Genomic DNA, 23,578 nt, shown 5'->3' on the forward strand with positions numbered 1-23,578 from the left:
AAAACCACCACGCCCTTATTCCGCACGGAGTTAGGGCGTGGTGGTTTTTAATAGTCCCGCAGATGGCCGGAGGTTACTTGTGCGGGGCCCAGGCGGCCAGTTCCTGCTGGTGGTAGCGGTACACCCCATTAACGAAGGCCGTATCCGGGTCCGTACCCAGCATCACCACCGTGCCTTTCTCGCGGGCGTAGGGGTTGAGCACTTCGGCCTGCTGCCCGTAGCTGGCGAAGTGGGCGGCCCGGTCCCGGGGCTTTTCCTGCACCAGAATAAAGTGTCGGTAGGGCCGCGCCGGCCGCGGGGGCAGCCAGAACAGGTAGCTGCCGTTGAAGCTGTGGGCCGCGGGCAGGACGCGCTGCCGGTTGTAGTAGTTCACGGCCCCGGCCTCCCCGTAATTGTCGCACAGAATCAGCGTATTGGCCCGGGTCGAGTCGGGCAGGGTCTGGTACACCTGCCAGACCTTGTCGGCCAGTTCCTGCCAGCCCAGCATGTCGGCGTAGTCCTGGGGCAGCGGGTGCAGCTGGCCGTCTTCCCAGCGGTTGGCGCCCGTGTTGCGGTAGGCCTCCCCGATCTGCTGCATGCGGGCCGGCGGATACACACTGTAGGCGTACGGAAACAGCGGCACGGCCAGCAGCACCAGCAAACCCGGCAGCACGGGCCGCAGCCAGGGGCTCAGGCGGGGCCGGCCGGCCAGCCGGTGTTCGAGCCAGACGGCGCCCGGGGCAAATAGCAGCGGGTAATAGCCCAGCGCGTAGTAGCTCTTGCCGTGCAGCACGGTGAGCAAGGCCAGGCCCAGCAGAAAAAGCAGGCCCAAACTGCGGTAAGGCCGAAATGGCCGGTACAGCAGCAGCGCCAGCAACCCCGGCAGCCATACCCATAGCGCCGGAAAGCACATCAGCAGCTGGTCTTTCCAGAAGTCACCCACCGTCACGTTCACCAGTTGGGACTCGTGCAGCAGGGCCATGTGGTGCAGAAACGGAATGCCGTGCTGGATCTGCCAGAGCAGGTTGGGTAGAAACAGCAGCAGGGCCAGGCCCGCTGCCACCCAGGCCGGTCGGCTCAGCAGCAGGCGGCGCTGGGGCGTGAGCAGCACGGCCACGACCAGCGCGGCAATGAAGAAGAAGGCGGTGTACTTGTTGAGCAGGCTCAGTCCCAGCACCAGCCCGAGGCCGTAAAGGTAGCGGGGGCGCGGCTGCTGCCCGTAGGCCAGCAGCCAGTAGGCGCTCAGCGTGAAGCTAAAGATTTCAAACGAGTTGGGCTGGTAGAGAAAGTTGAGCCGGGCGTAGACGCACACCACGTAGCTCAGGCAGGCCAGCACCTGGGCCCACCAGCTGCCGCCCAGCCGTTGCGCCGCCCGTCCTACCACGTACACCGTGGCCGCGCCCCAGAGCAGGGGCCAGAACTTCACCCAGAAATAGCCGCCGCCCAGCGCTAGGGTCAGCCAGCTTTGCAGGGCCGTCAGGGGCGGCACTTCCAGGTAGCCCCAGTCCAGGTGCCGACCGTAGTTGAGGTAGAGGTACTCGTCGCGGTGGAGCTCGTAGAGGCGGCTGGCCAGCGCGAAGCCCAGCAGAAATTTAAGACCGGCAAACAGCAGGGGAACCAGACGTTTCATGCCGAAAGATAGAACTTCGGCAATATGACGGGCGCGGCGTTTACTTTCGCTTCATCATCCGGCCAAAGCCCCCAATGCCCAGATCCAGGTAGATGATACCACCTTCGGGGCCGTCGTGGCGCCGTAGCGCCGCCTGCCGCACGCCGGCGCGCAGCTTGAGCAGCCAGCTGCCGGTTTCGTACCCACCCAGCCCGTAGCTGGTAGTAGGCCAGAGCAGCACGTCCAGGTTGAGTCCGGCCGTCAGCGGGCGGCGGAAGCTCAGATCCAGCGCATTGTCGGGGTCATCTCGGTTGGTGTTGGCCGGCCCAACCAGCAGCGCCGACAGCCCCAGAAAAGGCACCAGCCGCAGCCGCTTGTTGTCGACGACCCGGTAGCCCAGCGAAATTTCAGGCACAAAGTAATTTACCTTGAGTCCCTGGCGCCAGGGGCCGCCGTAGTCGAAGGGCCTGCGCACGCTGCCCAGCCCGATATAGTCGCGCAGGTAGAGCTGGTACTGGTCCCAGCCGGCCTCAAAGCCCACGCCCATATTGGCCCCGTGGCGGAAGTAGGTGGGCAGCTCGCCGAGCAACAGGCCGCTGCCGGAGTGAAAGTCGAGCCCGTAGGAAAACCGGCTGGGAGCGTACTCGGGCCCAACAAACTGACGCAGGAAGGACCCGTACTCGGTGGCAGGGTACTGAGTCAGGAAGGCCTGAATATCATTGCGCGCCGCTGACTGGCGGCCCGGCGAGCCCGCGGGTCCCGCCGGGGGCGGCACGAGCAGGGTCACGAACAATTGCAGGAAGGTGGAGTCTTCCGGCAGAAAGCGCGCTTGGCGGATCTGGGCCCGCAGGGTGTCCTGGCGTTGGGCTACGCGCCGCACGGTGCGGTCAAACAAGCCATCCTGGGGCAGGCGCTGGTAGCGCAGCTGCTGCCGGGGCGAAGTACCTATCTGGCTAAAGCGCCGCACCTGCTCGGCCACCGAATACCAGTCGCCGGCGGCGGCCAGCAGGGCCCATTCCTCGTAGGGCCGCACGCCAACCGTAGTATCGGCCGTGGTTTGGCGTAGGTAAGCCAGTAAGCGGGGCAGTTCCCGCACGGGGCCGTGCTGCACCTGCTCCAGCAGCAGCTCACGCACCTGCACTACCCGCACCTGGTCGCTGGGGCGCTGTCCGAGCCGGGTCGCAACATCCCGGGAAATGGCCCGCAGCGAGTCGGCGGGAGCAGGTTTGGTTTGGGCGGCGGCCGGGCTCAGCAGCCCCCACCAGATTAGCATAATGCACAAGCCACGGGCGTAGAGGTGCCGCATCAGAAAAAGCCGGGTTAGAATAAGGAATGAAGCTAGCAGGCCCGCCGGTAGTCGCCGACGGCCATTAATGATGCGGTAAACTTACGCACGCTAGGCTTCTTTCCGGCGGGTCGGCGAAACAACCCCGGCGGGCGCCGCTAAAACACTTCCGGCAGTTGGATAGAGGCCAAGTATTCAGCCAGGCCGGAGGGCTGCTGAAACAGGTGAATGAACAGGATTTTTTCCTCATCCAGCACCCGCCACACCTCGGCGTAGAAGTCGCCCAGGGCGAAGAGCTGCAGGCAGAAGCTGTCTTCCCGCCGCTCGGCCAGAAAGTCGCCGTGGCAGGCCAGGCAATCGGCTTGCTGCCCCATCGGCAGCTTTTTGAAGACACGTAGGTTCATAGGCGGCCTCCACAACCGGAACCCGTAGTTGTCTGGTTCCAAGCCCGGTACATTATATTAGACGTTTACTATTTTATCCTGCTTTCCTTAAAGCCCGACCGCAGGAATACGTAATATAATAATACTGCGGCCACTCTTCTACCTTCGCGGCATGAGAACATTCCGCTTCCCCCACCCCCTGGTGCTGCTGGTGGGCTTTATTGCTGTGGCCATGCTGCTGAGCTACGTGCTGCCGGCCAGCGAATTTGCCCGCCAGGCCGACGCCGCCACCGGCCGCGACGTAGTGGTGGCCGGCTCCTACCACCGCGTGGCGCCCACGCCGGTGAGCCCGCTGCAGGCCCTGGTGGATATTCCGAAGGGCATGGCCGAGGCGGCCAGCGTGATTTTCCTGGTGTTTTTGGCCGGCGGGGCCTTCACCGTCGTCGACCACACCGGGGCCCTGCGCCGGGGCGTCGACTGGCTGCTCGACAAGTTCCGGGGGCGGGAGGCGGTGGTGATTCCCATCATTTCCGTGCTGTTTGCCACGATGGGGGCGCTGGAAAACATGCAGGAAGAAATCATTCCCTTGGTGCCCGTACTGCTGATTCTGATGCGCCGCATCGGCTACCCGCCCCTGACGGCGGTGGCCGTGAGCCTGGGCTCGGCGGCCGTAGGCGCGGCCTTTAGCCCCCTGAACCCGTTTCAGGTCGGCATAGCCCAGAAGCTGGCCCAGCTCCCGCTCTTGTCGGGCGGGGCTTTTCGGATGGCATTTCTGGTAGTGGCCTTGGGGCTGTGGATACTCGGCACGGTGCGCTTTGCCCAGAAAAATCGGGTGGCGCCCCAGGCCGCCGATGCCGCGGACGCCACGGCGGGCGGAGCTGGCCGGCACGGACTAGTGCTGCTGCTGCTCTTGCTCACGTTCAGCTACTTCGCCTACGGGGTGCTGGAGCTGGGCTGGGACTTCGAGCAGATGGCGGCGCTGTTTTTCACCCTGGGCATTGTGGCGGGCCTGGTGGGCGGCCTGGGGCTGACGGGCACAGCCGAGGGCTTCATTGCCGGCTTCCGCGACATTGCCTTCTCGGCCCTGCTCATCGGCTTTGCCCGGGCCATTTTCGTCGTGCTCGAGCAGGGCCACATTGTCGATACCATCGTGCAGGCGCTGTCGGCCCCGCTGGCCCACCTGCCCGTAACGGTGGCGGCCCTGGGCATGATGGGCGTGCACACGGCCCTGCACCTGCCCGTGCCCAGCGTGAGCGGGCAGGCCGTGCTGACCATGCCCTTGCTCGTGCCCCTGTCAGATTTGATCGGGCTGCCGCGGCAGGTGACGGTGCTGGCCTACCAGTACGGCGCCGGCCTGTGCGAGCTGCTCACGCCCACCAACGGCGCCCTCATGGCCATGCTCGTCGCCTGCGGAGTGCGCTTCGACCAGTGGTGGAAATTCGTATTCCCGCTCTACCTGGTGCTGCTGGCCGTGGGCATTGCGGCCGTCGTCATCGGTATTGCCGTGGGGTTGAAGTAAACACGAGCTGTCATGGCGAGCAACGCGAAGCAATCCGTCCCGGACGACGCGCCGAACTTTGTGAATCGAAAAGCCCCGACGTTAGAAAAACGTCGGGGCTTTTTGGTGAAAAGAGGCTGGTCACTTTTCAGAGGACGAATTGACGCCGCTTGAAGCGCGGAATGGCTGGTGCCTCGCAATGGCAGGTCCAGCGTGACAAGGTTAGCGTGCCGGGTTTAGGCGAAGCGCAGCTCCTCGGCTTCGAAGATGCGCTTGAGCTTGCGCTTTTTCTCCACAATCTGGAAGCGGGTGCGGTGGCGGGTTTCGTCCCAGTACACGTCGGACACCAAGCCGCGGTGGGCCGGCTGCCCGGGCGCGGGGCTAACTTCCTCCACCAGGTCGCCGAAGCTGAACGGGGGCTTGTCGGGCAGCTCCGTGAACAGCTCCCCACTGACTTTAAACTGCTGCTCGTCGTAGCGCAGCAGAATCCAGTCCTCGGTTTCGTCGATTTTCTCGAAGAGCTTCCCCATCGGTTCCAGCCACTCGAAGGTGCGGCGGTTGGCGGGGTGAATGTAGCGGAAGCCGTAGTCGGGCGTCCAGGCGTAAAGGCCGAAAACAACGGGTTTGGGGCGGGGCACGGAAACGAAAGATGGTACGAAATAAAAACCCGGCTGCCGGATTTTGGTTCGCCAAAGCTAACGGCCCCCGGCGGTTTATTCGCTACCCCGGAGCCGGGCCGCGGCGTGGGCCACCACCCGGTCGCGGTGGGCGGGGCCGTCGTGCAGGTCGGCAAAGGAAATCCGCTGCGCCGCCCCAGATTCGTGGTGTACCAGCAGGTCGGCGGCTCCCACGGGCTCTACGGCCGTCACGTCGGCCCAGCGCACGTGAAAGGCGGGACCCAACAGCCGGAGCCGGCCGCTGAAACCTTCCTCGTGCAGGTGCAGATGGCGCCGCTGCCCCACCCGGTGCAGGTTGAAGGCCAGCACGACGAAAAACGCGGCCAGGGTTCCGTACAGAAAAGGCAGCACGTGCACTTTATGAACGCCGCTGAGCAGTTCGGCCTCGTGGTGGCGGTGCCAGATGTGGTAGCCTTCCAACGCCAGAACGCCCGCCGCGGCCAGCTCCAGCCACGCCACCCGCTCGTGGTGGAAGGGGCGCTGCTTTAGATGCCGCCACTCCCGCAGCATCAGCCCCAGGTAAGCGGCCCCGACTACAAATTCCGCCCCCGTCACCCAGGACAGCGGTTCCCGGCCCGTCAGCGCGTCGAGGGCGGTGAAGACCAGCACCACGGCGGGCACCACGTGGCCAACGCTCTTTTTGCGCTGGCGCTGGGCGTGCTCCCGGTGGTAGAGCGTGACGCGGCCGGCCGGCATCGGGGCAGTGGAGGAAGTCGAGGAAGTCATGGGGGAAGCACGGCATTTTTCCCCTTTCCCGCAAGCCGAGGCCGGGCCCCCAAAGCCGGCAGCAACCAGTATTTACCCGTTCAGGCTGAGCGGCTTCGGCGTGGGTCTATAACCCGGGCGCTAGCTATGGAGTTAAACGCCCAAAGCCGTTGAGCTTTCGTGCTGATTTTCCGCTGTACCCATGCCTTCTGAGACTACCTCTTCGCCTACCTCCACGCTGCAAGCCGGCATGGGGGCCATTCCCCATGCTGCCGGTACCACTTTCCGCGTCTGGGCGCCCCACGCCGAGGCCGTGGCCGTGGTCGGCCCCTTCAACGACTGGAACCACAGTGCCCACCCGCTCACCCACGAAGCCGACGGCTACTGGGCCGCCGACGTGGCCGACCTGGGCCCCGGCACCGAGTATAAGTTCTGGCTGCGCACCGCCGACGGGCAGGAGCTGACCCGCAACGACCCCTACGCCCGCGAAGTCACCCACTCGGCCGGCTCCTCGGTGGTGCCCACCCTGGACTTCGACTGGCAGGACGACCACTTCGAGATGCCCGCCTGGAACACGCTGGTCATCTACGAGCTGCACGTAGGCACGTTCAACCCCCGGACCGCCGATCAGCCCGGCACCTTTCTCGACGTGGTTGAAAAGCTCGACTACCTGCAGCAGCTGGGCATCAACGCCATTGAGGTGATGCCGCCCACCGAGTTTCCCGGCGGCCGCAGCTGGGGCTACAACCCCTCCCACCCCTTCGCCCTCGAAACCGACTACGGCGGGCCCCAGGCCTTCAAGGAGCTGGTCAAGCAGGCTCACCGCCACGGCATCGCCGTGATTCTGGACGTGGTCTACAACCACTTCGGCCCCGGCGACCTGGATTTGTGGCAGTTCGACGGCTGGCAGGAAAACGACGGCGGCGGCATCTACTTCTACAACGACTGGCGGGCCGAAACGCCCTGGGGCCACAACCGCCCCGACTACAGCCGCCCCGAAGTGCGCCGCTACATCCGCGACAATGCCCTGATGTGGCTCGAAGACTACCGCGTCGACGGCCTGCGCTGCGACTCCATTTCCCACATCCGCAACGTGGACGGCTCCAACGACCCCAGCCGCGACCTGCCCGACGGCTGGAGCTTGATGAAGTGGATCAACGAGGAAATTCAGGCCAAGATGCCCTGGAAAATCACCATTGCCGAGGATCTGCAGGGCAATGAGTACATCACCCGGGCCCCGGACGCCGACGGCCAGGGCTTTGCCGCCCAGTGGGATGCCGCCTTCGTCAACATCCTGCGCGAGGCCCTGACTACCCCCAACGACGCCGACCGCAACCTGTCTGCCGTGGCCCAAACGCTAGCCCAGGCCTACAACGGCGACGCCTTTCAGCGCGTGATTTACACCGAGTCGCACGATGAGGTGGCCAACGGTAAGTCCCGGGTGCCGGAGGAAATCATGCCCGGCGAGGCCCACGGCTGGTTCCCGAAGAAGCGCGCGACGCTGGGGGTGGCCTTGGTGTTTACCGCGCCCGGCGTGCCGATGCTGTTTCAGGGCCAGGAGTTTCTGGCCGACGGCTACTTCTCCGACGACCAGCCCCTGCAGTGGCAGCGCGCCGACGAGCTAGGCGGCCTCGTGCACCTGTACCGCGACCTGATTGGGCTGCGCCGCAACCTGACCGGCACCACCCGCGGCCTGACGGGTCAGCACACGGAGGTGTTCCACGTGAATAACGACGAGAAAACGCTGGCTTTCCGCCGCTGGGACGCGGGCGGGGCCGGCGACGAAACCATCATCCTGGCCAACTTCGCCGACGTCACCCACGACTCCTACACCGTGGGGCTGCCCGCCGCCGGCCGCTGGCACGTGCGCTTCAACTCTGACTGGCAGGGCTACGACCAGCAGTTCGGCAACTTCGAGAGTATGGGCACCGACGCCGAGGAAGGCAGCTACGACGGGCAGCCGTTTCACGCCGCATTCGGGCTGGCCCCCTATTCCGTGCTCATCATTTCCCAGGACGCCTAACCCCGCTTCCCTGGGGCAAGTTGAGCCCTTTAAAGGCGGGAGGCCGGCCAGATCCGCACCGGATGGGCCTGCTTCCCGCTTTTTTTTGGACCCGTCCCGTCAATACCGTAGTCAAACACAAGGAGAAAACTATCTTGCCGCTCCACGCCAACACCCGCCTTATGCAAGTTCCCGCTCCTGCGCCCAACCCCATTGCCCCCGATGCCCTGCTGGTTGAAGTGGCCTGGGAAGTCTGCAATCAGGTGGGCGGCATCTACACCGTGATTCGCTCCAAGGTGCCGGCCACGGTGCAGGTCTGGGACGACCGGTACTGCCTGCTGGGCCCCTATTTTGCCCACCAGGCCCAGGGCGAGTTTGAGCCCATCGACGAGTACGAGCTGGAGCACCTGCGCAAGGACGACCCCTTTGCAGGCGCCGTGCGCCAGATGCGGGCCCACGGCTTCGACGTGCAGTACGGGGTCTGGCTCGTCACGGGCCGGCCCCGGGTGGTGCTGATTAACCCCTACCAGGTCTACGACCGGCTGGGCGGCATCAAGTCCGACCTCTGGGAGCATCACGGCATTCCGACCCCCGATTCCGACGACCTACTGCACCAGGTGGAGGCATTCGGGCTGCTGGCCAAGATCTTTCTGCAAACCCTGACGGCTGAAACGGTGCCGGATCGGCGCGTTATCGGTCACTTCCACGAGTGGATGACCGGCGTGGCCATTCCGGCCCTGCGCCGGGAGCAGGTGCCGGTACACTTATTGTTTACGACCCACGCCACGCTGCTGGGCCGCTACCTGGCCATGAACGACCCGAACTTCTACGACCACCTGATGCAGGTGAACTGGGCGGCCGAGGCGGTGCACTTCAACATCGAAACCGCCGTGCGCATCGAGCGGGCCGCGGCCCACGGCTCCCACGTGTTTACCACCGTGAGTGAGCTGACCGTGCGCGAGTGCATCTACCTGCTCGACCGGATTCCGGACGCGGTGCTGCCCAACGGCCTTAACATTGAGCGGTTTGTGGCTTTGCACGAGTTTCAGAATCTGCACCAGCAGTACAAGGCCAAGATTCACGAGTTTGTGATGGCGCACTTCTTCCAGTCGTACTCTTTCGACCTGGACAACACGCTCTACCTGTTCACCTCCGGGCGCTACGAGTACCACAACAAGGGCTTTGACCTGACCTTGGAAGCCCTGGCCCGGCTCAACTACCGCCTCCAGCAAAGCGGGCTCGACGGGCAGGTGGTCATGTTTTTCATCACCAAGCGGCCGTTTCACAGCATCAACCCGCAGGTGCTCCAGAGTCGGGCCATTCTGGATGAGGTGCAGGAAACCTGCGAGGCCATTGAGCGGCAGGTGGGCGAACGGCTGTTCTACGCCGCCGCCGCCAGCACCGACCACCGCCTGCCCGACCTGAGCAGCATGGTCGACGACTACTGGAAGCTGCGCTACCGCCGCACCCTGCAAAGCTGGAAAACCCACGCCCTGCCGCCGGTTATCACCCACAACCTGGTCGACGACGCCAACGACGACATTCTGAACTTCCTGCGCCGCTCGAACCTGGTCAACAACCAGCACGACCGGGTGAAAATCGTGTACCACCCCGACTTCGTCTCGCCTACCTCGCCGCTGTTTGGCATGGAGTACGGGCAGTTTGTGCGGGGCTGCCACCTGGGCATTTTCCCGAGCTACTACGAGCCCTGGGGCTACACCCCGCTCGAGTGCGTGGCCCGCGGCGTGCCGGCCATCACCTCCGACCTGTCGGGTTTCGGCGACTACGTGATGGAAACCGTGCCCGACCACGAAGCCAAGGGCATTTACGTGGTCAAGCGCCAGGAAAAGTCCTTCGACGAGTCGGCTGAGGAGCTCACCGACATGCTCTGGAACTTCGTGCAGCTCAACCGCCGGGAGCGAATCATGCAGCGCAACAACGTGGAAAGCTCCGCCGAACTCTACGATTGGAAAAACCTGCGCGTGCACTACGACCGGGCCTACGCCCTGGCGTTGGAGCGGGACTAAGCCCCGGCCCACCTTGGGATGTTGCTGCGGACCACCTTTAATCCGGGGCGGCACTGACGGGCGTATATTTCCGCCAAGCTGGTGCTTCCACCGGCCGCTCCGGCTTTTTCCCGCTGCTTTGTGCTTCTGAAACCTCGCCTGCTGTTCCCGGCTTTGCTCCTGCTCCTGATGGGGGCCGTCACTGCTGTGGCTCAGGAGCTGTGGCTGCAGCCGGCCCGGTTTTGGGTAGCTCCTGGCACGTCCCAGCACATCCGCGTGCTGGTCGGCGACAACTTCGCCGGGGCCCGCTGGCCGGGCCGGAGCAGCCGGCTCACGAGCTTTGTGCAGTATGCCCCCGGCCAAACGCTGGACCATACTGCCGCCGCCCGCCTGGCCGATACGCTGGCTACCACGGTCATGTTTGTGCGGCCCGGCGTACACCTGCTGGCCTTCAGCACCACCAGCAACTACGCGGAGTTGGAAGCCGGCAAATTCACCGAGTATCTGCGCCAGCAAGGTCTGGATTACATCATTGCCCTGCGCGAGCAGCGGCAGCAGCAACTCAAGCCCGGGCGGGAAATGTACCGCCGCTGCGCCAAAACGCTGGTGCAGGTGGGTGCCGGCGGCCCGGATACGGCCCGCACCTATGCCCGCGCCGTGGGACATGCCCTGGAGCTGGTACCCGAACAAAACCCGTACGCCGCCAAGCCCGGGGCCTCGCTCACGGTGCTCGTGCTGGCCGCGGGGCAGCCCCAGCGCGGGGCTTTGGTGCAGGTGCGCCAGCGCTTACCGGGCCAACAAACGGCGCAACTTTTCACTTTTCGCAGTAACCAAAACGGCCGCGTGCTGTTCAAGCTTAGTGCGGGAGCTACCTACCTGGTCAGCACGGTGCGCATGGAGCCCGCTGCCGATCCGCAGGTGGCCGATTGGCAAAGCACCTGGGCCACGCTCACCTTCGGCACCGCCGGGATTTCGGCCCGCTGAAATCCCGGAATTTTCTCCTAACTTGGTCGTCCCGCGCACTCCGCACCCGATTTTTTTTTTCCTACCTTCGCAACTCCCTAAAAAACTCCGACACCACAGACGGTATGAAGTACTCGATTGATAAAAAGGAAACTTACACGATTATCACCATTGACGAGAAAAAGCTCGATACAACCGTCGCGCCTGATCTGAAGTCGGAGTTCGTGAAGTTGAACGCAGAAGGTATCAACAACCTGATCCTGGATTTGCAGAACGTGAAGTACACGGACTCGTCGGGCCTGAGCTCCATCCTCATTGCCAACCGTCTGTGCAACTCGACCGGCGGCCTGCTGGTGCTCACCGGCCTGCAGGACCACGTGATGAAGCTCATCACCATCTCCAAGCTCGAATCGGTGCTGCATATTCTGCCCACCGTGGAAGAAGGCATCGACCGAATCTTCCTTCACGCCATCGAGCGGGACCTGACCAGCAAAGAATAGCTTTTGACCAAGCTGTGAGCTGTTGGCTGTTAGCCGTTAGTGTTGCGCTGACGGCTAATGGCTGACAGCTTTTTTCGTTTAGCGGAGCTTCATCCGCCGTTCACTTCTTTCGCCTATACGCCGCCGCCGCACCCCGCTATTTTGGAGTTTGAGTTGAAAATTCTGGGCAGCGCCTCTGCCACGCCGTTTCTCAACCGTCACCACACGGCGCAGGTGCTCACGGTCGGGCCCCATTCTTACCTGATTGACTGCGGCGAGGGCACCCAGCGCCGGCTGCTCGAGCACAAGGTGCGCCACCAGCGCCTCAACACCATCTTCATCTCCCACCTGCACGGCGACCATTTCTTCGGCCTGTTTGGGCTGCTGAGCACCATGCACCTGCAGGGCCGTACCGAGCCCGTGCTGCTGTTTGGCCCCGCCGGCCTCGACGAGATTCTGACCACGCAGTTTCGCGTCTCGCACACTCAGCTCTCGTTTCCGCTCGAATTCACGGCCGTCGATACCGAGCAGCACGCGCTGGTGTACGAAGACCGCTACGTGACGGTGCACTCGCTGCCCATGCGCCACCGCATTCCGTGCTGCGGCTACCTGTTTCGGGAAAAGCCAAAGCGCCGCCACCTCGACAAGACCCGCCTGCCCGCCGGCCTCAGCCCCGCCCAGCTCCACCAGCTGGCCCAGGGCGAAGACGTGCGCGACGAGGCCGGCCAGGTGCAGGTGCGCCACCTCGACGTGAGCACGGCTGCCAGCCACTCGCGCAGCTACGCCTTCTGCTCCGACACGCTCTACACCGAAAGCCTGGCCGCGCTGGTTCACGGCACCGACCTGCTCTACCACGAGGCTACGTTCCTGGACGAGATGCGCGAGCGGGCTCAGGTCACCCACCACTCCACGGCCCGGCAGGCGGGACAGTTTGCCGGCCTGGCCGAAGCCAAGCGCCTGCTCATCGGCCACTTCTCGTCCCGCTACCGCGACCTGACCCCGCTGTTGGAAGAAGCCCGGGCCGTGTTTGAGCCCGTGGAGCTGGCCGTGGAAGGATCCGTGTTCAATGTGGCGGAGTAAGCTCAGAAATTCAGAACCTAAAGATGAGAGCCCAAAACGTAGAAATGTTCCGACGTTTTTTTTCTAAGCTCCAGGTTCTAAGCTCTCCTATCTAAGCGCTCTTGAAAACCTACGACCACAAGAAAACCCAGCTCTACCTCGTTCTGAGCGGTATTTTCATCGTCAATGCCCTGCTGGCCGAGATTATCGGGGTGAAGATTTTCTCCCTGGCCCCGCTCATCGGGCGGCCCGACAACCTGACGGCCGGCGTGCTGATCTGGCCCGTGGTATTTGTGACTACCGACATCATCAACGAGTACTTCGGCAAAGCCGGCGTGCTGCGGGTGAGCTACCTGACGGCGGCCCTGATTCTGTTCGCCTTTTTGGTCATCTACGCCACCACCAAGCTGCCCCCGGCCGCCTTTTGGCTCGACGTGAACAGCAAAGACCCGCAGGGTCGGCCTATCAACATCGACTTTGCCTACCAGATGATTTTCCGGCAGGGCCTGGGCATCATTGCCGGCTCACTCACGGCCTTCGCCATCGGGCAGGTACTCGACGCCACCGTGTTTCAGCTGCTGCGCCGGGCCACCCGGGGCCGCTACGTCTGGCTGCGGGCCACCGGCTCCACGCTCATCTCCCAGCTCGTCGACAGCTTTGTGGTGCTCTACGTGGCCTTTTACCTGTTTGGCAACTGGAGCTTCGCGCAGGTGCTGGACGTGGCCAACACCAATTACTGGTATAAATTTGCGGCGGCCATCCTGCTCACGCCGGTCCTGTATCTGGCTCACTTCCTCATCGACCGGTACCTGGGTCCGGCCGAAACCACCGAGCTGCAGCAGGAAGCCGTAGCCGATATAAGTGTATGATTTCAACAAAGTCAGTTTCCAGACTAGCGTTAGGCACCTTCTTGTGTTTTGGTATAGCAGTGACTAAGCCTGGGTACGCGCAGGGCCTGGTCAGCAGATACGCCATCGACTTCCTCCGCGGCCCGGGCACCTACCTGTTAGCCGACGGTACTGCCGGGCAAGGAAACCTGCAATTCAAAACCCGTGGGGAATCGGTGCTGTACGTGAATAAAAAACAGAAATTCTCCGCCTCACAGGTCCGTTCATTCACCATCAACGGCCATACACTGGTACCCCAGGGCATTTTCGACTTTGAATTTGGCCTGCATTCCTACCACGCCGACAACGCCTTTATCGAGTATGCCGACACTACCGGTCCGCTGCAGTTGGCAGTGTACTACACGGCTGAGCCCACGGGCAATATGACCTCCTACTTCACAACCTTCCTGGTGAGGCCGCGCGGCACGCAGGCGTTTGAGACCGGACCCGACAACAACAATAAATGGCGCAAAGCGGAGCGGCAAAGAATGGCGCCTTTCTTTGCCCCCTGGCCCGAGTTGCAGCAGGCCGTGCTTAGCGGCACAGTCACTTTCGAAAATTTCCCTGACTACCTGCGCCGGGCCAACCAGCAAGGCCGGTAAATCTTTCAAAACTCTCCCATGTCCCGCATCCTGACCGGCATTCAGAGCACTGGCCGCCCCCACCTGGGCAACCTGCTCGGCGCCATTCTGCCCGCCATTGAGCTGTCGAAAAGCTCGGCCAACGACTCGCTCTACTTCATTGCCGACCTGCACTCCCTGACCACCGTGCGCGACGCGGCCCTGCTGCGCCAAAACACCTACGCGGTGGCCGCCGCCTGGCTGGCCTGCGGCTTCGACACGGACAAAAACCTGTTCTACCGCCAGTCCGACGTGCCGCAGGTGACCGAGCTGACCTGGTATTTGTCGTGCTTCACGCCCTACCCGATGCTGGCCAACGCCCACTCGTTCAAGGACAAGTCGGACCGGCTGTCCGACGTGAATGCGGGGTTGTTTACCTACCCCGTGCTCATGGCGGCCGACATTCTGCTCTACGACGCCGAGATTGTGCCCGTGGGCAAGGACCAGATTCAGCACCTCGAAATTGCCCGCGACATTGCCTCGGCCTTCAATAACCGCTACGGGGAAACCTTCGTGCTGCCCAAGGCCCGCGCCGACGAGCAACTGATGACCATTCCCGGCACCGACGGGGCCAAGATGAGCAAGAGCTACGGCAACATCATCGACATCTTCCTGCCCGAGAAAGAGCTGCTCAAAACCATCAAAACCATCATTTCGGACAGCACCCCGCTCGAAGCGCCCAAGAATCCGGACGCGGACGTGACCTATAAGCTGTATTCGCTGCTGGCCTCGCCGGCCGAAACCGAAGCCATGCGCCAGAACTACCTGGCCGGGGGCTACGGCTACGGCCACGCCAAAAAAGAGCTCTACGAGCTGATTCTGCGCCGCTTCGCCACCGAGCGGGAGCAGTTCAACTTCTACATGAACAACCTGCCCGAACTCGACGCCAAACTCGCCGAGGGCGCCCGCAAAGCCCAGGCCTACGGCTCGGCAGTACTCAACAAGGTGCGGGAAAAAGTAGGCTACGCCGCGCGGTAGCGGTGAGATGGTGAACTGGTGAGCTGGTGAGTTTTCGTGCTGTCGGACCTGTCATTGCGAGGCGTAGCCGAAGCAAGCCGTCCTCTGACATGTAAACAGCTCCTTTCCAGCAGAAAGCCCCGACGTTGGCATACGTCGGGGCTTTCTGTATCATCGGTATCATGAGGCTTGGCTCGTTGCTCAGGACGGCTTGCTTCGGCTACGCCTCGCAATGACAGGCAAATCAAAAGCGCCGCTGAAACGTCAACTCACCAGTTCACCATCTCACCTAATACACCAGCCCGTCGATGCTGGGTTGAGGCTTTTGCTCGCTGGAGAAGCTGAAGCCAACCTTGCTGCCCCGGCTTACCTGCTGGTTTTCGAGCTTCTGCTTGACCGTGATTTTCTGGATGTCCTGCATGGGTGGGGCAATCAGGTCGTTGTTGACGGCCGCAATCATGGCACTTTCCACGAACAGCCGCAGCATATCGGGCGTCAGGAAGTTGTCGGCCATGTCGTTGTCGGGCAGCTCGAGCTGCTGCACGCCTTCGAGGAAGTAGTGGTTTTCGATGTTGATCAGCAGGCGGCCCACCAGGTAGCCCGGGTCGTTCAGGCGCTGGTACTTGATGGAGTCGGCCATGAAGTTGTAGGCCATGATGTGCCCGAAAAACCGCCGCCGGAAGTCCTGCTCCACGTACTTGGACGGCATGGGACCGTAGTCGTCGGGGAAGGTGACGATGTTGGAGTGCATCACAAACACGAGCAGGTCGCCGGAAAACTTGATGTGAAACTCCATGTCGCTCACCGGGCGGTACTCCACCAGCACGCTGCTGTCGACGGGGCTCAGCTTGCGGCTCAGCTCTACCACCAGCTCCTGCGACACCTTGCGCAGCAAGTCGAAGGCGGCGCCGGTGTTGCGGAAGATGGCCTGCTTGGCAATGGACTTCTGCTTGAGACCCTCGAAAATCTGGTCGAGCCGGTCGGCCGGGGCTTCCACCGGGGAGCCGGGCGCGGCGGTGGGCGCCTGGTTGGTGGCCATAGCCCCAGAGTGGGATTCGAGCGCCGGCACAACTTCGGGCAATGGCGTAGGCTCCGCGTCGGAAGCCGGGGGAATCAGGTTGGTGGGCGACTTGGTAGAGGGCATGGAAAGGAGCAACAGGTGGAGAAAAGGCCGGGCAACTCGGGCGGCCCGGGCCATTCAGGGCCACAGATGGCCTTGGCAAGTACGAAATATAGCGGCTCTGGGGTTCTGGCAAGCAGGGCACCGCTGGCCTAAAACCGGTCCAACAGCCGCTGCCCAGCAGGGGGGTATAAGTTTTCGAGGGGGTCCAAAACTTATACCCCCTACTCCTGGCTCACTGCAGGGGTATAAGTTTTTGAGGGGGTCTAAAAGTTATACCCCCTCCGCTCGGCCAGGGCCAGCCGCTAGACCCAGCCAGATAAAACTACCGCCCTGCGACCCAGGAGCCGGCTATTCCACCGGTAGCGGCCCCAGCCGCGGCGGAGCGGGCAGGGCCGCCGCTACCGGCCACTGCGGGCTGCGAAAGGCCACGGTCCGCAGCCCGGGGTGGGCAAACCCGGCGGCGGGCGGCAGCAGCATAGCCTGGGCCGACTCGTGGCTGAGCGCCTCCCCTACCGTGCGCACGGCCCCGGCCGGCACGGCGCGCCGTTCGAGCTCAGCCAGCAGCTCCGCCCCGGGCAGCTCCCCGATGCGGCCGTGCAACAACGCTTCCAGCGCGGCCCGGTGCGCTACCCGGGCTTCGTTGGTAGCAAACCGCGCCTCCGCAGCCCACGCCGCCCGCCCCAGGGCCTCGCAGAGCTGCCGAAACTGCCGGTCGGCGCCCACGGCCAAGATCAGCTGAATTCCGTCGGCGGCCCGGTACACGGTGCCGTAGGGCACGATGCTGGGGTGACCCGAGCCCAGGGGCTGGGGGTCGCGGCCCGTCACGAGCCAGGTGGCCGCCTGGTTGGCCAGCGAGGCCAGGGCGCTGTCGAGCAACGACACCTGCACCAGGGCGCCCTGCCCGGAGCAGGCCCGGCGGTAGAGGGCCGTGAGCAGGCCTTCTTTTAGCTGGTGGGCCGCCAGCAGGTCAATCAGCGCCACCGGCATTTTCTGGGGCGCCTGCCCGGGCAGGCCGTTCAGGTGCATAAAGCCGGTTTCGGCCTGGAGCACGGCATCGTAGCCGGCCCGCTTGGCGGCGGGGCCGTAGCCGGTGAGGTGGCCGTAGATCAGCTCGGGGTTCAGCTGCCGGAGCGCGGCGTAGTCGACGCCCAGCTTTTCCGCGTCGCCGGGCTTGTAGCTGGCCAGCACAATGTCGGCGCGGGCGGCCAGGCGGTGCACGGCGGCCAGGCCGGCGGGCGTGGTCAGGTCCAGCACCACCGACTCTTTGCCCCAGTTGGCGCAGCTGAAGTAGGCCGACACGTCGGTGTCGGGGGCTTCGGCGGCGGTTTTCCAGGTGCGGGTCACGTCGCCGGCCGGGGGCTCCACCTTCACCACGGTGGCACCCAGCTCGGCGAAGAACTGGCCCACCTGGGGCCCGGCCAGCACGCCGGCCAGCTCCAGAATCAGAATATCGGCAAAAGGCAGGGCGGCGGCAGCATTCATGCGGGCAAAGAAACGACGGAACGGCCGATACCCGCTGCGGCCCGCCCGGCCTGCCGAAACCATACCGGGCCGTTTTCCCTTATATTTACGTCAAATCAAGCGGTTTGCTGACCGGAAAACAGGGTCAGCGCATACTTTCACTTCATTTCGCTGAACCTTGAAGTTTACCGATTTCAATCTGCACGACGACCTGCTGGCCGGTGTGGATGCCATGAATTATCAGAATGCCACGCCCATTCAGGAGCAGGCCATTCCCAAAATTATCGAGGGCAAGGATTTGATTGCCTGCGCCCAGACCGGCACGGGCAAGACGGCGGCCTACCTGCTGCCCCTGCTCGACAAGATTTCCCACGCCAAGCACGGCAATACCTCGACCCTGATTCTGGTACCCACGCGGGAGCTGGCCACCCAGATCGACGAGCAGGTAACGGGCTTCGGCTATTTCGTGGAAGCCAGCAGCATTGCTATCTACGGGGGCGGCAAAAGTGAGAACTGGGAGCAGCAGAAGCGCGCCCTGACTTCGGGCGCTGACATCATCATTGCCACGCCGGGCCGCCTGATTGCGCACTTGCAGATGGGCTACGTCAAGTTCGACCAGATTAAGTACCTGGTGCTCGACGAGGCCGACAAAATGATGGACATGGGCTTCTCGGACGATATTCTCAACATCGTGCGCCAGCTGCCCAAGCAGCGGCAGACCCTGCTGTTTTCGGCCACGATGCCCAACAAGATCCGCGAGTTTTCCCAGCAGATCCTGAACCAGCCCGACGAAATCCGGCTGGCCGTCTCGAAGCCCGCCGCCGGCATCGACCAGCAGTTCTACATGGCCTTCGACCGCCAGAAGATTTACCTGCTCGAGCACATCCTCAAAACCCAGGACGTGCAGAGCATGGTGCTGTTTACGAGCCAAAAAGCGGCCGTGGCCGGCATCGTGCGCGCCATCAACAAGCTGGGCTACGTGGCCCAGGGCATCAGCTCCGACCGTACCCAGGAAGAGCGGGAGCAGATCATGCGCGCGTTTAAAAACAAGCAGTTCCCGATTCTGGTGGCCACCGACGTGCTCAGCCGCGGCATCGACATCGACTCTTTGAGCCACGTGGTGAACTACGACATCCCGCGCGCCGCCGAGGATTACGTGCACCGCATTGGCCGCACGGCCCGCGCGGCCACCAAGGGCACGGCCATCACCTTCATTGCCGACCAAGACCAGGACCGGGTGGTGAAGATTGAGAAGCTCATTGAGCGGGAGCTGGAAAAGCAGAATATCACCGAAGGCCTCGGCCTGGGCCCCGCCCCGGAATTTGACCCCAAGCGCTTCAGCGGCCTGGGCGGCAAAATCGGGGGCCGGCCCGAGCGGGGTGGCCGCTCCGGCGGCGGCCGTGGCCCACGGCCGGAAGGAGCCCGCGGCGAAGGGGGCCGCGGCCCGCGCCGCGACAACCACGACCCCAAGGACCCGCGCCACAAGGAACGCATTGCCAACGCCCAGGCGGCCCTGGCCGCACTGGACGCCGGCCAGGCCCCGGCCGTGCCCTACCAGCGCCCCCCGCGCCCCGAAGGCGAAGCCCGCCCACCCCGCACCCCGCGGCCGGAGGGGGAAGCCCGTCCGCCCCGGGAGCCCCGGGCACCCCGTCCCGAGGGGGAGGCTCGCCCCCCACGCGAACCGCGTGCGGAAGGTGAAGCCGGCACCGGCAAGCCTCGCCGGAAGCGCGGGGGCCGCAACCGCGGCGGCCGCGGGCCCCGGCCCGAAGGTGGGGCAGAAGCAACCACCGCCGCGCCGGCTGCGCCCAGCGCGGAATAACAACTAAACGCAAAACGCCCCGCTAGGAAAGTAGCGGGGCGTTTTGCGTTTAACCGAGCGGCAATAAGTCCGAGTAAGAAGCTAGGCCAGCCCGAAGTTTTGCCGGATCAGGTTCATAAAGTCCTGCTCCGGCAGCTCGGCTTTGGTTTTTAGCAGGGCCTGCGCGTCGGGGCCGGCAATGTAGCGGAGCTGGGGCGTGCCGTCGGTGGCGGCGGCGTAGATGACTTCGGCAATCTCGGCGGCGGTGGAATGGTTGCCGCTGCGGCTGCGGAAGGCCTCCAGTACGCTGCGCACCTGCCCGGCGTAGGAGTTAGCGGCATCGGCGGGGTCGAGGGTCATTTGCAGGGAGCGGGTGGCGAAGTCGGTGGCCACGCCGCCGGGAGCCACCACCTTGACCTGAATGCCGAACGGCGCCAGCTCGTACCACAGCGACTCGGAAAAACCGTCGAGGCCGAACTTGGTGGCGTGGTAGAGCGAGTTCATGGGGAAGCCCGTGCGTCCGCCCACCGAGGTGATGTTGAGGATAACCCCGGACTTCTGCTCCCGCAGAAAGGGCAGCGCCGCCCGCGTCACGCTAAACACGCCGAACACGTTGGTGGCAAACTGCTGCTGAATCTGCTTGGTGGTCGCCGTTTCAAACGGCCCCACCAGCCCGTAGCCAGCATTGTTGACCACCACGTCGAGCGAGCCGAAATCCTGGTGGGCCTGCTGCACCACGCGGTTCACGGCGGCCTCGTCGGTGACGTCGAGGGCGTAGGTGCGCACGGTGGGCAGGTCCTGGAAGTTTGCGTCGGCGGGGTGGCGCAGGGTGGCCGCCACGTTCCAGCCGTGCTGGGCAAACAGGCGCACGGCGGCCTCGCCGATGCCGGTGGAGGTGCCGGTGATGAAAACAGTCTTCATGGCTGGAGGAGGTTAAGGAGTTTGCACATGCTGACGGATAATGGCCGGGTTTACTTTACCCGCTCGGCCAACAGTTCCCCGGCCGCCATTACCGCGTACCCGACCAGCTTTCTTTCCTCCACGATAGTTTTCAGCTGCTCGGTGGAATAGTTGCGAAACGTGTGCTTAAACTTCTCGATGTCCTGCCGCTGTATTCGTTTGACCTGCTTTGAGTCGGGCTTCGCGGAAATAAGGTTCAGCAGCCATTCATTGACTCTGGCGCGGTTCAGCAGGTAGTATACCAGAGCGAATAACAGCGCGAAAACTTGGAAGGAAATAGTTGATTCGTCATAGCCTAACCCTACGCTTACCAAGCTGGGCAGGTAGTTGGAAATTCCAATTATCCAGAGGGTTAACAACACCAGTACAGCGTACTTGAAATAGGGCCTTGCTTTCCAATAAGTGCTCAGCGCCATGCCCAGGACGGCAAATCCGATGTAGTGGTGATAGTTGAAGGCTTGCGCATACGCCTCCCCATCCACGTACACCGGAATATTGAGAATGGCGTAAATGGTATAGAGGCTCAAGGCTGCCAAAACCAGAAGCGGAACGAGGTTTGGCGTAATCTTGCTCTTCATTGTATCCATTAGGTCGGCCGCGTTTTGTGGTCCACCACGACTAGAGCACCTGCCCCACCCCAAACAGCACCGTAAACACCAGCGTGGTCAGGGCCATCTGCTTGAGGAGCGGGTCGAGCTGCATGCTGTCCTGGCGCTGCCACACGCGGCGGGCATTGAGCAGCAGCAGCGGGGCGGCCAGCAGAAACAGCCACTGCCAGGGCGAGTGGTAAGTCAGCGCGACGTAGACCACGGCGCAGGCCAGGCCCAGCACCAGCAGCACCCAGTGGTAGCGCCGGGCGTGCACGGGCCCCAGGCGCACGGGAATGGTGATTTTGCCGGCCAGCTCGTCGGAGCGAATGTCCCGGATGTTGTTCACGTTGAGCACGGCCGTGGCAAAGCAGCCCAGCGCCGCGGCGGGCAGCAGCACGGACAGCGGCAGCGCCCGCGCCTGCAGGTAATACGTGCCGCACACACCCACCAGCCCAAAGAAAGTGAACACCGACAGGTCGCCCAGGCCGGCGTAGCCGTAGGGTTTGGCGCCGGCGGTGTAGTTGATGGCCGCCCAGATGGCGCTTAGCCCCAGCACGAAGAAAGTCAGGAAAATCCAGGCGCCCGCCGTGCCCAGGGCTACCCAGAGCAGGCTCAACCCGCTTACCAACGACAGCAGCCCGAACAGCAGCATGCCGCGCTTCATCTGGGCCGGACTGATGGCCCCGCTCTGCACGGCCCGCTGCGGTCCTTCCCGGTGCACGCTGTCGGCGCCGTTTTGGGAGTCGCCGTAGTCGTTGGCGAGGTTGCTCAGAATCTGGAGCAATATGGTGGTCAGCACGGCCAGGCCGAACACGGCGGCACGAAACTGCCCGTGGCTGGCGGCCAGAAAGCCGCCGGTCAGGATGCTGGCCAACGCCAGCGGCAGGGTGCGGGGCCGAAAAGCCGAAATCCAGGCCTTGGCTGGACTAATGGCGGGGGAAGCAGAAGCGGGGGTCGAAAGCATATAAAGCAAAGATACTGTCATCCTGAGCAACGCGAAGGACCCCTACCGCTTCGTTGAGTTACTCGTGCAACGAAGCGGTAGAGGTCCTTCGCGTTGCTCAGGATGACAGCATGACGACACGCCAGACGCTAGGTTGCGCTCGGCGGGTCGTTCTAAACATGAAAGAAAGCTACTTCAGAATGGCTGCTACCAGCTCGTCGCTCATGGGCTTCACGTCGGACTTGTAGAAGCCCACCACGTGGCCCTGCTCATCGACGAGGTACTTGCAGAAGTTCCAGGTCGGCGCGTCGCTGACGGCCCCGTTGCGGGTTTTGTCGGCCAGAAACTGGTAGAGCGGGGCGGTGTCGTCGCCCTTCACCGAAATCTTGGCGAACATGGGGAAGGTCACGCCGTAGTTTTTCTCGCAGAACGTGGCAATCTGGGCGTTGGTGCCGGGCTCCTGCCCGCCGAAGTTGTTGGCCGGAAAGCCCAGCACGACCACCCGGTCGCCGTGCTTTTTGCTGAGTTCCTCAAGCTCCTTGTACTGGGGCGTATAGCCGCACTCCGAGGCCACGTTCACGATGAGCAGTTTTTTGCCCTGGTACTGGCTGAGCTTGACGTCCTGGCCGTTGATGTTCTTGACGGAGTAATCGTAAACGGAGCCGGTGGCAGTGGTTTCGGGAGCAGACATGGCGGAGGCGGGTTGAGTGGGTTGGGTGGTGGTGGAGGCCGAGCCGCAGGCGGCTAAGGCGCCCATCAGCACAACAGCAAGCGTTTTCATAGAGCAGGGGGGCGGGAAAGTGAGAGTGGCTACCGCGCCGATACCGGCCAAACCGCCGGGCAGCGGGCAATGTTTCGCCGGTAAGGTACGGCTTTGCCGGGCCATACATAGAGTTTTCTCTATCCTACTCCCCTACTTCCCAAAAACAAGAGCGCGGAGCTATTGCCCCGCGCCACGTACTTGCTGCGTTAGGTGCGGGGCACCGTGAGCCACTTTTCCAGATCCGTCGGTACGTAGGCCAGCATCTTGTCGATGAGGCCGGCGGGCGTGTCGTCCTGCTGGAGCTGGGCGCGGTTTTCGGGCCGCAGAAAGCCCTCGGTCACCATTTTGTCGAGAAACTGCAGCTGGTGGTCGTAGAAGCCCAGCACGTTAAAGACCCCGCTGGGCTTTTTATGCAGGCCCAGCTGCCCCCAGGTGAGCACCTCAAACAGCTCCTCGAGCGTGCCGAAGCCCCCAGGCATGGCAATGAAGCCCTCGGCCAGGTCGGCCATCAGCAGCTTCCGCTCGTGCATGCTCTTCACGATGTGCAGCTCCGTGAGTCCCACGTGGGCCAGCTCCTTGTCGGCCAGAAAATCGGGGATGACGCCCACGGCCCGGCCACCGTGGCGCAGCACGCTGTCGGCCACGGCGCCCATCAGGCCCACCCGGCCGCCGCCGTAGATTAGCGTCAGGTTGCGGCGGGCCAGCTCCTGGCCCATTAGCTCGGCCTGCTGGCGGTAGGTTTCGTTGAAGCCGGCGCTGGCCCCACAATAAACGGCAACACTTTTCATGCGGTACGAATGGCTAAGTGCGGGTTGATTCAGAACGGCAGCA

22 protein-coding genes are annotated in these 23,578 nt (G+C 63.4%); 10 read left to right on the forward strand and 12 right to left on the reverse strand.

The window, feature by feature from the left end; all coding sequences use genetic code 11:
* Positions 1-73: 73 nt before the first annotated feature.
* From EWM57_RS13740 to EWM57_RS13750, 3 genes are all read right to left on the reverse strand, one after another.
* The gene (locus tag EWM57_RS13740; protein WP_129921732.1) at positions 74-1,609 is read right to left on the reverse strand and encodes an ArnT family glycosyltransferase; all 1,536 of its coding nucleotides are present in this window, start codon (positions 1,607-1,609) and stop codon (positions 74-76) included.
* Between the two features lie 40 nt (positions 1,610-1,649).
* Positions 1,650-2,894, reverse strand: coding sequence for a hypothetical protein (locus EWM57_RS13745; RefSeq protein WP_129921733.1), 1,245 nt, complete (start codon positions 2,892-2,894; stop codon positions 1,650-1,652).
* A gap of 137 nt (positions 2,895-3,031) precedes the next feature.
* On the reverse strand, positions 3,032-3,277 hold the full coding sequence (locus EWM57_RS13750; protein ID WP_129921734.1) for a hypothetical protein: 246 nt from the start codon (positions 3,275-3,277) through the stop codon (positions 3,032-3,034).
* Between the two features lie 151 nt (positions 3,278-3,428).
* On the opposite strand from EWM57_RS13750, the gene EWM57_RS13755 reads away from it, so the two are divergent.
* Positions 3,429-4,775 (forward strand): YfcC family protein, encoded by a 1,347-nt coding sequence (locus EWM57_RS13755; protein ID WP_129921735.1) that lies wholly within the window; start codon positions 3,429-3,431, stop codon positions 4,773-4,775.
* A gap of 215 nt (positions 4,776-4,990) precedes the next feature.
* Here EWM57_RS13755 and EWM57_RS13760 read toward each other — a convergent pair whose 3' ends face one another.
* Positions 4,991-5,392 carry a DUF6960 family protein gene (locus EWM57_RS13760; RefSeq protein ID WP_129921736.1) on the reverse strand — a complete coding sequence of 134 codons (402 nt, stop codon included), beginning with the start codon at positions 5,390-5,392 and terminating at the stop codon, positions 4,991-4,993.
* A gap of 75 nt (positions 5,393-5,467) precedes the next feature.
* Positions 5,468-6,157, reverse strand: coding sequence for a hypothetical protein (locus tag EWM57_RS13765; protein WP_129921737.1), 690 nt, complete (start codon positions 6,155-6,157; stop codon positions 5,468-5,470).
* A gap of 181 nt (positions 6,158-6,338) precedes the next feature.
* Between EWM57_RS13765 and EWM57_RS13770 the strand changes: the two genes are divergently transcribed.
* From EWM57_RS13770 to trpS, 8 genes are all read left to right on the forward strand, one after another.
* Positions 6,339-8,159 (forward strand): alpha-amylase family glycosyl hydrolase, encoded by a 1,821-nt coding sequence (locus EWM57_RS13770; protein WP_242510069.1) that lies wholly within the window; start codon positions 6,339-6,341, stop codon positions 8,157-8,159.
* Between the two features lie 161 nt (positions 8,160-8,320).
* Positions 8,321-10,165, forward strand: a complete 1,845-nt coding sequence (locus EWM57_RS13775) for a glycosyltransferase (protein ID WP_129921738.1) — start codon at positions 8,321-8,323, stop codon at positions 10,163-10,165.
* A gap of 120 nt (positions 10,166-10,285) precedes the next feature.
* Entirely contained in the window at positions 10,286-11,128 is an 843-nt protein-coding gene (locus EWM57_RS13780; protein ID WP_129921739.1) for a DUF4198 domain-containing protein, read from the forward strand.
* 104 nt (positions 11,129-11,232) lie between these two features.
* Positions 11,233-11,607, forward strand: a complete 375-nt coding sequence (locus EWM57_RS13785) for an STAS domain-containing protein (RefSeq protein WP_073111726.1) — start codon at positions 11,233-11,235, stop codon at positions 11,605-11,607.
* 153 nt (positions 11,608-11,760) lie between these two features.
* The gene (locus EWM57_RS13790) at positions 11,761-12,666 is read left to right on the forward strand and encodes a ribonuclease Z (protein WP_242510070.1); all 906 of its coding nucleotides are present in this window, start codon (positions 11,761-11,763) and stop codon (positions 12,664-12,666) included.
* A 101-nt stretch (positions 12,667-12,767) separates the two neighbouring features.
* Entirely contained in the window at positions 12,768-13,514 is a 747-nt protein-coding gene (locus tag EWM57_RS13795) for a queuosine precursor transporter (RefSeq protein WP_129921741.1), read from the forward strand.
* Positions 13,511-14,134 carry a hypothetical protein gene (locus EWM57_RS13800; RefSeq protein WP_129921742.1) on the forward strand — a complete coding sequence of 208 codons (624 nt, stop codon included), beginning with the start codon at positions 13,511-13,513 and terminating at the stop codon, positions 14,132-14,134. The genes EWM57_RS13795 and EWM57_RS13800 overlap by 4 nt, the downstream gene beginning before the upstream one ends.
* Positions 14,135-14,152: 18 nt before the next feature.
* On the forward strand, positions 14,153-15,130 hold the full coding sequence (gene trpS, locus EWM57_RS13805; protein ID WP_129921743.1) for a tryptophan--tRNA ligase: 978 nt from the start codon (positions 14,153-14,155) through the stop codon (positions 15,128-15,130).
* A gap of 268 nt (positions 15,131-15,398) precedes the next feature.
* Here trpS and EWM57_RS13810 read toward each other — a convergent pair whose 3' ends face one another.
* Positions 15,399-16,253: a hypothetical protein gene (locus EWM57_RS13810; protein WP_242510071.1), complete on the reverse strand. Its 855-nt coding sequence runs from the start codon at positions 16,251-16,253 to the stop codon at positions 15,399-15,401.
* Positions 16,254-16,580: 327 nt separating this feature from the next.
* A complete protein-coding gene (locus EWM57_RS13815; RefSeq protein WP_165370513.1) occupies positions 16,581-17,714 on the reverse strand; it encodes a CaiB/BaiF CoA transferase family protein in 1,134 nt (377 codons plus the stop codon).
* Between the two features lie 157 nt (positions 17,715-17,871).
* Between EWM57_RS13815 and EWM57_RS13820 the strand changes: the two genes are divergently transcribed.
* Positions 17,872-19,512, forward strand: coding sequence for a DEAD/DEAH box helicase (locus EWM57_RS13820; RefSeq protein WP_394345421.1), 1,641 nt, complete (start codon positions 17,872-17,874; stop codon positions 19,510-19,512).
* A gap of 81 nt (positions 19,513-19,593) precedes the next feature.
* Here EWM57_RS13820 and EWM57_RS13825 read toward each other — a convergent pair whose 3' ends face one another.
* The 5 genes from EWM57_RS13825 to EWM57_RS13845 all read right to left on the reverse strand — a co-directional run bounded on the left by EWM57_RS13825 (position 19,594) and on the right by EWM57_RS13845 (position 23,535).
* Complete coding sequence (locus EWM57_RS13825; protein ID WP_129921744.1) at positions 19,594-20,412, reverse strand: SDR family oxidoreductase; 819 nt, start codon at positions 20,410-20,412, stop codon at positions 19,594-19,596.
* A gap of 50 nt (positions 20,413-20,462) precedes the next feature.
* Complete coding sequence (locus EWM57_RS13830) at positions 20,463-21,029, reverse strand: hypothetical protein (protein ID WP_129921745.1); 567 nt, start codon at positions 21,027-21,029, stop codon at positions 20,463-20,465.
* A gap of 40 nt (positions 21,030-21,069) precedes the next feature.
* Positions 21,070-22,005, reverse strand: coding sequence for a 1,4-dihydroxy-2-naphthoate polyprenyltransferase (locus tag EWM57_RS13835; protein WP_129921746.1), 936 nt, complete (start codon positions 22,003-22,005; stop codon positions 21,070-21,072).
* 169 nt (positions 22,006-22,174) lie between these two features.
* Positions 22,175-22,765, reverse strand: coding sequence for a glutathione peroxidase (locus EWM57_RS13840; RefSeq protein WP_129921747.1), 591 nt, complete (start codon positions 22,763-22,765; stop codon positions 22,175-22,177).
* A gap of 188 nt (positions 22,766-22,953) precedes the next feature.
* Entirely contained in the window at positions 22,954-23,535 is a 582-nt protein-coding gene (locus tag EWM57_RS13845; RefSeq protein ID WP_129921748.1) for an LOG family protein, read from the reverse strand.
* Positions 23,536-23,578: the final 43 nt, after the last annotated feature.

The organism is Hymenobacter persicinus, assembly GCF_004167665.1.
Taxonomy (GTDB): domain Bacteria; phylum Bacteroidota; class Bacteroidia; order Cytophagales; family Hymenobacteraceae; genus Hymenobacter; species Hymenobacter persicinus.